The organism is Scytonema hankhaensis NUACC26 (genome assembly GCF_045865695.1).
Lineage (GTDB): Bacteria > Cyanobacteriota > Cyanobacteriia > Cyanobacteriales > Nostocaceae > Scytonema.
This window is the reverse complement of the sequence record NZ_BAACAP010000049.1, coordinates 1-7,622: the sequence shown is the minus strand read 5'-3', so window position 1 is coordinate 7,622 and position 7,622 is coordinate 1. Positions and strand designations below refer to the sequence as shown.

Genomic DNA, 7,622 nt, shown 5'->3' with positions numbered 1-7,622 from the left:
CCATGTAGCTTGGCAAGGTAACTTTGAACAGTGGATTAAAGACCCGCTTCATATCCGTCCCATTGCCCACGCAATCTGGGATCCACAGTTTGGGAAACCAGCAATAGAAGCATTTACGCAAGCAGGCGCTAGCAATCCAGTCAACATTACCTACTCAGGTATTTACCACTGGTGGTACACAATCGGTATGCGGACGAACAATGAGCTGTATGTAGGTTCAGTGTTCTTGCTGGTTCTATCAGCAATCTTTTTGTTCGCTGGTTGGTTGCATTTACAACCAAAGTTCCGTCCTAGCTTAGTTTGGTTTAAGAGCGCGGAACCCCGTTTGAACCACCACTTGGCAGGTTTATTCGGTGTCAGCTCTTTGGCTTGGACGGGTCACTTGGTACACGTCGCTATCCCCGAATCACGCGGACAGCACGTTGGTTGGGATAACTTCCTAACTGCACTGCCCCATCCAGAAGGTTTGCAACCTTTCTTCACAGGCAACTGGGGAGCCTACGCTTCTAACCCCGATACAGCTAGCCACGTGTTCGGCACATCTCAAGGTGCAGGCACAGCAATTTTGACTTTCTTAGGTGGATTCCATCCGCAAACAGAGTCCCTGTGGCTGACGGATATGGCACACCACCACTTAGCGATCGCTGTCATCTTCATTATCGCCGGTCATATGTACCGTACCAACTTTGGGATCGGTCATAGCATCAAAGAAATGTTGAACGCCAAAAACTTCTTCGGCGTAAAGACAGAAGGACAGTTCAACTTACCCCACCAAGGACTGTACGACACCTACAACAACTCCTTGCACTTCCAGTTGTCCATTCACTTGGCAGCGCTAGGAACCGTTACCTCCTTGGTAGCGCAGCATATGTACGCCATGCCTCCTTACGCTTTCATAGCTAAGGACTACACGACACAAGCAGCGCTGTACACGCACCATCAGTACATAGCTGTCTTCTTGATGCTAGGTGCTTTCGCCCACGCCGCCATTTTCTGGGTACGTGACTACGACCCAGAACAAAACAAAGGCAACGTGCTCGACCGCGTACTCAAGCACAAAGAAGCCATCATTTCTCACCTAAGTTGGGTATCCCTATTCTTGGGCTTCCACACCCTAGGTTTGTACGTCCACAACGACGTAGTGGTAGCATTCGGTACACCCGAAAAGCAAATTTTGATTGAACCAGTGTTCGCACAGTTCATTCAAGCTTCTCACGGTAAAGTTCTGTACGGCTTGAACACCCTACTCTCCAACCCAGAAAGCGTTGCTTCCACCGCCGGTGCGCCTTGGTTACCTGGTTGGGTTGATGCAATCAACAATGGGACAAACTCATTGTTCTTAACCATTGGACCGGGAGACTTCCTCGTTCACCACGCTTTTGCCCTAGCAATCCACACCACCGTTCTCGTACTCGTTAAGGGTGCTTTGGATGCTCGCGGTACCAAGCTGATGCCCGACAAGAAGGACTTCGGTTATGCATTCCCATGCGACGGTCCCGGTCGTGGCGGTACTTGCGACATCTCCGCTTGGGACGCTTTCTACCTCGCGACATTCTGGGCGTTGAACACAGTTGGTTGGGTCACCTTCTACTGGCACTGGAAACACCTGGGAATTTGGCAAGGCAACGTTGCACAATTTAACGAATCATCCACATACCTGATGGGTTGGTTCCGCGATTACCTCTGGGCGAACTCCGCTCAGTTAATCAACGGGTACAATCCATACGGTGTGAACAACCTCTCAGTTTGGGCGTGGATGTTCTTGTTCGGACACCTAGTTTGGGCAACAGGTTTCATGTTCCTCATCTCTTGGAGAGGTTACTGGCAAGAGTTGATTGAAACCTTAGTTTGGGCGCACGAACGGACTCCATTGGCGAACTTAGTTCGTTGGAAAGACAAGCCCGTTGCTCTGTCCATCGTTCAAGCTCGCTTGGTAGGCTTAGCACACTTCACTGTCGGTTACGTCTTCACCTACGCGGCATTCTTGATTGCTTCAACCGCAGGTAAGTTCGGTTGATCCGTTAGCTGAATTTGTAGTAGTAAGTAACTAGTGAAAGTCCCTCGCTGCAAGGCGGGGGATTTTTTTGCTGTTGAAATTTTCTCAATTGTGGTACGGGCGTCCCGCCCGTCAGAGATGATGACAGTAAGGATAAACAGCCCAAAATGGTAGTAGAAAAGGGCAAGAAGGATGCCCACTCCACAACCAAGGAGTTTTTGAAATAAACTTTGCTCTTGTGGTACGGGCGTCCCGCCCGTAGAGAAAGAGGGCAGTTAAGATGCCCACCCCACTAGAAATGTGAAATTTATTTATTGAGATGGGAAAGATGAAGTGAGGAGGAAAGAGCAAACTACCTTGCAAGACAAAAATTACTTTACTAATGTTAAATGCAAGAGCCAAAGTTAAAAATCACTCAAAGAACTTTACCTCATTGGGAACTCAATGAGGCAGTTTATTTTATTACCTTTAATTCCTGGGAAAAGTTAGAACTAACTCCAGAAGCTAGGCAAGTCGTTTTGAATGCTTGCCTCTTCTTCAATAACAAAAGATATAAAATTTTTGTTTTGGTTATAATGTTAGACCATGTACATATGCTAATTCAGCCTAAGCTTAAATCTGAATATGAGTTTTGGTCATTAAGTAGTATTATGCACAGTATTAAAAGTTATAGTGCTAAGCAAATTTCAAAGGTAATGAAACATACAGGCACAGTCTGGCAAGAGGAAAGATACGATCGCATCATTAGAAATGAACAAGAGTTTCAGGGATACTGGGAATACATCAGACAAAATCCTGTTAAAGCAGGTCTATCAGATACACCAGAAGAGTACCCTTTTTTCTGGCAAAATTGTGAATAACAGTATTTGTTTATTTCTCTTGAGAGTTTGCAACTTTTGTTCATTTTTTGAGCTTTACTAAGTAGTATTGGTAAGCTGTTGCACTTTTAATTTGTATAGCAGAACGGGCGAGGACGCCCGTACCACAAGAGTTGAGTTAACTGAGGCTGTGCAATTTTTACCGTTCAAAACCTGAAGAATAACATTTAAAACACTTGAAACAAGAACAGATAAGAACAAATTTCAACCCCTACTACACTCAACCCAACGGAGAAGTATACTTAGGTGATAGCCTAGATCTTATTAAATCCCTAAAAGATAGTACTATCAATCTCATCCTCACTTCACCGCCCTTTGCACTGACACGTAAGAAGGAATACGGAAACGAGAGTGCAGAAAAATACGTAGAATGGTTTCTGCCTTTTGCTCATGAATTTAAAAGAGTTCTTACAGAAGATGGGTCTTTTATTCTGGATTTAGGAGGTGCATATCTCCCCGGTTATCCGGTACGAAGTATTTACCAGTATGAACTTTTAGTCAGACTGTGTAAGGAAGTTGGTTTTTTCCTCTCTCAAGAATTCTATCACTACAACCCAGCCAGACTACCTACTCCTGCTGAGTGGGTGACAGTTAGGCGAATCCGTGTTAAGGATTCAGTCAACATTGTTTGGTGGTTATCGAAAACGCCTCACCCAAAAGCTGATAACAGAAAAGTTTTAAAACCATACAGTCAAAGTATGAAACAACTGTTGAAAAAGGGTTATAAAGCAAAAATACGTCCTAGTGGGCATGATATTTCTGACAAATTTCAAAAAGATAATCAAGGAGCTATTCCACCAAACTTGTTAGAAATTGCTAACACTGAATCTAATAGTGCTTACTTGCGTCGTTGTAAAACTCTAGGAATTCAACCACATCCTGCACGATTTCCGCAAGGATTTGCAGAATTCTTCATCAAATTTTTAACAGATGAAGGTGATATGGTACTAGATCCTTTTGCGGGTTCCAACACCACTGGTTTTGTTGCAGAAACTTTAAAGCGTCGATGGATTTCTTTTGAAATTAATGAAGATTATGTAATTGGCAGTCGTCATCGGTTCGTAGATTTATAGAATAACTATAGCTGTTATGTAAATACTTTTTGTACCATCTATGTGGACATATCTAAAAAGCTAGTGTATTATCTGACTATTCTTTACAGCCAGTGTCAGTGAACTTTTACCAATTGAGTGAAAAGATTTATTGTACTGCTCGTACTTAGAAGACAATGTTATCAAAATACGTATATTTTTATACTAAAAATTTTGAGAACTGATAAAGAGAATTCTGTCTGTTTTTACAAACCTGAATTCTATAGCAATCCTAAATCATTCGTGAAAAGTTAGCTCCCCAAATTCTCAAAGAAGGCGGGGATTTATACGCCACGAATTTTTACAGATCGGATAGGATTCCTATATCAAGGGACTTCCAAATAAAAAATAACCAACTTTCTCTTGTGGTACGGAGAGCAGCGCCGTGCGGAGAGCAGTGCGTTGCGGGGGTTCCCCCCGTTGAGGCGACTGCGGAGCTTCTAGCCCGTCACTAATGAAGAACGGGCGAGGACGCCCGTCCCACAAGATGGATAATTTATTTCTTGGACATCCCTAATAAAAAGAATAAGTGAAAGTACTTGAAATTATCCTGAGCTCAGTTAATTCGTGCTGTCAATAGGAGAAAGCAGCAAGTGGAGGAGAAATTGTAAGCAATGAAGGACTTTTATCTGTTGGCAGCAGGTTTGTTAACAGGAGTGATAATACCAGCATCAACTATTCCACAACTATCAATTATTCAAGCAGAAAATAGTGGAATTTTGTGGAATTTAAAGGACAATACGCCGCGTGCTGTGGACAGAAAAATAGTGCCTATTGTCGAAAGATCGACACCTTCTGTACCTGAGTTCACTAATAATCAGATATTATCAAAACCAACAGCCTCTTCTTTCCATTTTAATACTCAACCGACCTATAGTCGCGGAGCAGTCTCTGGGCGTCAACTTTACCATCAAAGATTGCTCGAACTGAAAACCAACCCAACTCAAACTAACTTTCCCAATGAACGCTTGCAGTCATTATTAGTAGCAGCAAATAAAAGCCAATTGACTTATGAGGATTGGAAAAACCTGTTGTCTTTTGAAGCTAAAGTCATGGCACAAGGACAAGGTAAAAACAGTTTGGGAATTTTACTGGGAGATTCTTTAAGTTTGTGGTTTCCTCAAGAAAGTTTACCACCGGATAGATTGTGGCTGAATCAGGGAATTTCTGGAGATACTTCTGGTGGTATTGTCAAAAGGCTTTCGGCTTTTTCTACAACGAAACCAGATGTTATTTACATAATGGCAGGAATCAATGATTTGCGGAGAGGGCTGACAGATGAAACCATTTTACGCAATCATCGTAAAATGATCCGTAACTTAAGAGAAGCTCATCCACAAGCAAAGATTTTTGTCCAATCAATATTACCAACTCGATTACCAAACATTCCTAATAAGCGTATTCGTAATATCAATGGTCATCTAGCTCTTATTGCTAAACAAGAAAATGCTTATTATTTAAATCTTTATCAATGGTTTACAGATTTTCGTGGCAATCTTCGTGAAGAGTTAACTACTGATGGTTTGCATCTGAGTCGAGAAGGATATGAAGTTTGGCAATCGGCTTTACGTCAGGTGGAGTTTAAGTTAAGTTCTGAAAATAAGGTTTATTCAGTGACTAGTGACCAGTGACCAATATGGTGGGCATTGCCCACCCTACTTTACTAAAATCTAAAATCTAAAATCTAAAATCTATTGTTCTTGTGTTGGAACGACGACAGATGATGAGTCGGGTTGTCTGGGTTCTGGGTTGGAACGTTGTTCGGGAACGACGACAGGGGAATTATTTGAAGAACTGTTTGACTGGTTGGCGGGTGGGGATATTTCTGAAGTTCCACTTGAAGATGGTGCTTGATTTTCTGAAGATGCTGGGGCAATATTACGATCGCGATATTTCCGCAGTTTTTCTCTCAATTTGCTTGAGGAGTCAGTGTTTCGTGAAGTCGCTTCTTGTCTTTGTTCTGATGCTTCCTGTGTTGGTTCTCTATCTCGATCTTGTCGATTTACGGATTCTCTAGAATTAGTTTTGGTTGATTCTTGTGTGGGATATTGTTCGGATGAAGTCTGACGGTTACGCTTGCGCCGCCTGTAACCGGAAGTAGAACTCGGTGCAGTGTTAATTTGAGATCTATTGGTGTTATTGCTTCTAGTTGTGTTGGTGTCTGGTTCGGGAAGTGGTGTTGTATTTGCTGTAGGTGTAGGTGTGTTCTCAAATAAGGTATTATCTCGCTTCTCCACAGTTTGCTGTGGCGATGGCGATTGATTTTTGTTTATTGCGCTTGTGATCGCAAAACTTGTTGTAGCAGCTACAAGCGACACACCCATACCAATTAAAATCTTGGGTGAGAGTTTTTTGTTGGCTTTATTAGGTTTGTTTGGAGGTGGTGAAGTGTCGCCTTCGTTAGGTGTTACCTTCTGAAGCGATTTTGCGATTGGTTGTTGTGCTGATAAATCGATAGTCGGTACTGTTTGCGTTGGAGCTGATTGAGGAACTGCATTGATATTCGTATTTGGTAGTAATTGCAACCATTCTGCAACAGTTTGGGGACGAAAACGAGATTCTACTGCCATTCCCCTCATCACTGCTTGATTAACTGATGCACTTAAGTAAGGTTGTAACTCGCGAGGGGAAGGCATTGGTTCGCGATCGCGCAGTAATGCTGGTACGGGAACTTGTGCTGTCAACAAAGCGTATAATGTTGCTGCTAAGCCATATACATCCGTTGCCGGAGTGCGAGGTGCTTGCGACATATACTGTTCGATAGGCGAGTAACCCTCTGAGACGATACCCGTATGAGTTTGCCTTGCTCCATGATTAAACTCCCGTGCAATCCCAAAATCAATTAGCACCACTTCCTGAGTTCCTTCACGAAGGATGATGTTATCAGGTTTAACATCCCGATGCAGCAAGTTTTTTTGATGCACAGTCTGTAGGGCTGCTCCTATCTGCCGGATATAATGAACTGCTATGCTTTCTTGCAAAGGAATCGCAGGAATCACAAACGCTTGTGCCAGGGTTTCACCAGGAATGTATTCCATCACCATGTAAGGCAACCCTTTTTCAACAAAAAAGTCGCTTACACGGACAATATTAGGATGGACACACGTTGCCAATCGTCTAGCTTCATCTTGGAATTGACTTTCAAACTTGGCAAAAGAAGGATGCTGTTGCAATTTCTCATTCAGAGTTTTAATCACCACAACGTGATGTAAGTAGTGATGAGTTGCTTTGAACGTAATCCCAAAGCCTCCCCGACCTATCTCCTGGTCTAGAGTATATTTGCCACCCTGCAAGGTTGTACCTGCTAGCATATGGAGTCCTAAGTGTGGTAAGTCAATCAAGTAAATATATTAGTACTGCATTTTAAACCACAAAACCGGAAACTGCTATTATCAGTGACCAGTGACCAGTGACCAGTGACCAATGACCAATCCCTTGTTCCCATGCTCTGCGTCCCTCCCTCGTTCCCACGCTCTGCATGGGAATGCTTTACCAGAGGCTCCGCCTCCTAATACTTAACCTACCACGCGAGGCAGAGCCTCGCTAGTTGCATTCCCAGCCAGAGATACCGGAACGAGAGAAACACACCCTGTTTGAAGCATTTATACATTGTGGTCACTGGTCACTGGTCACTGGTCACTGGTCACTGGTCACTGT

General features: G+C 43.2%; 5 protein-coding genes. 4 read left to right on the top strand and 1 reads right to left on the bottom strand.

Annotation, left to right across the window (positions count from 1 at the left end; translation table 11 throughout):
- The 4 genes from psaB to ACKTT2_RS01080 all read left to right on the top strand — a co-directional run.
- On the top strand, positions 1-2,017 hold a 2,017-nt coding region (gene psaB / locus ACKTT2_RS01095; protein WP_407883101.1), incomplete at its 5' end, for a photosystem I core protein PsaB.
- Positions 2,018-2,385: 368 nt separating this feature from the next.
- Complete coding sequence (locus ACKTT2_RS01090) at positions 2,386-2,856, top strand: REP-associated tyrosine transposase (RefSeq protein ID WP_407883099.1); 471 nt, start codon at positions 2,386-2,388, stop codon at positions 2,854-2,856.
- A 194-nt stretch (positions 2,857-3,050) separates the two neighbouring features.
- Positions 3,051-3,947, top strand: coding sequence for a DNA-methyltransferase (locus tag ACKTT2_RS01085; RefSeq protein WP_407883097.1), 897 nt, complete (start codon positions 3,051-3,053; stop codon positions 3,945-3,947).
- 632 nt (positions 3,948-4,579) lie between these two features.
- Positions 4,580-5,596, top strand: a complete 1,017-nt coding sequence (locus ACKTT2_RS01080) for an SGNH/GDSL hydrolase family protein (RefSeq protein WP_407883094.1) — start codon at positions 4,580-4,582, stop codon at positions 5,594-5,596.
- A 60-nt stretch (positions 5,597-5,656) separates the two neighbouring features.
- Here ACKTT2_RS01080 and ACKTT2_RS01075 read toward each other — a convergent pair whose 3' ends face one another.
- A complete protein-coding gene (locus ACKTT2_RS01075; RefSeq protein WP_407883092.1) occupies positions 5,657-7,276 on the bottom strand; it encodes a serine/threonine protein kinase in 1,620 nt (539 codons plus the stop codon).
- Between the last annotated feature and the right edge of the window lie 346 nt (positions 7,277-7,622).

Bases quoted from the DNA above. Each gene is read 5' to 3' on its own strand.
- ACKTT2_RS01080 (WP_407883094.1), top strand. From the start codon at position 4,580: ATGAAGGACTTTTATCTGTTGGCAGCAGGTTTGTTAACAGGAGTGATA.
- ACKTT2_RS01090 (WP_407883099.1), top strand. From the start codon at position 2,386: ATGCAAGAGCCAAAGTTAAAAATCACTCAAAGAACTTTACCTCATTGG.
- ACKTT2_RS01075 (WP_407883092.1), bottom strand. From the start codon at position 7,276: ATGCTAGCAGGTACAACCTTGCAGGGTGGCAAATATACTCTAGACCAG.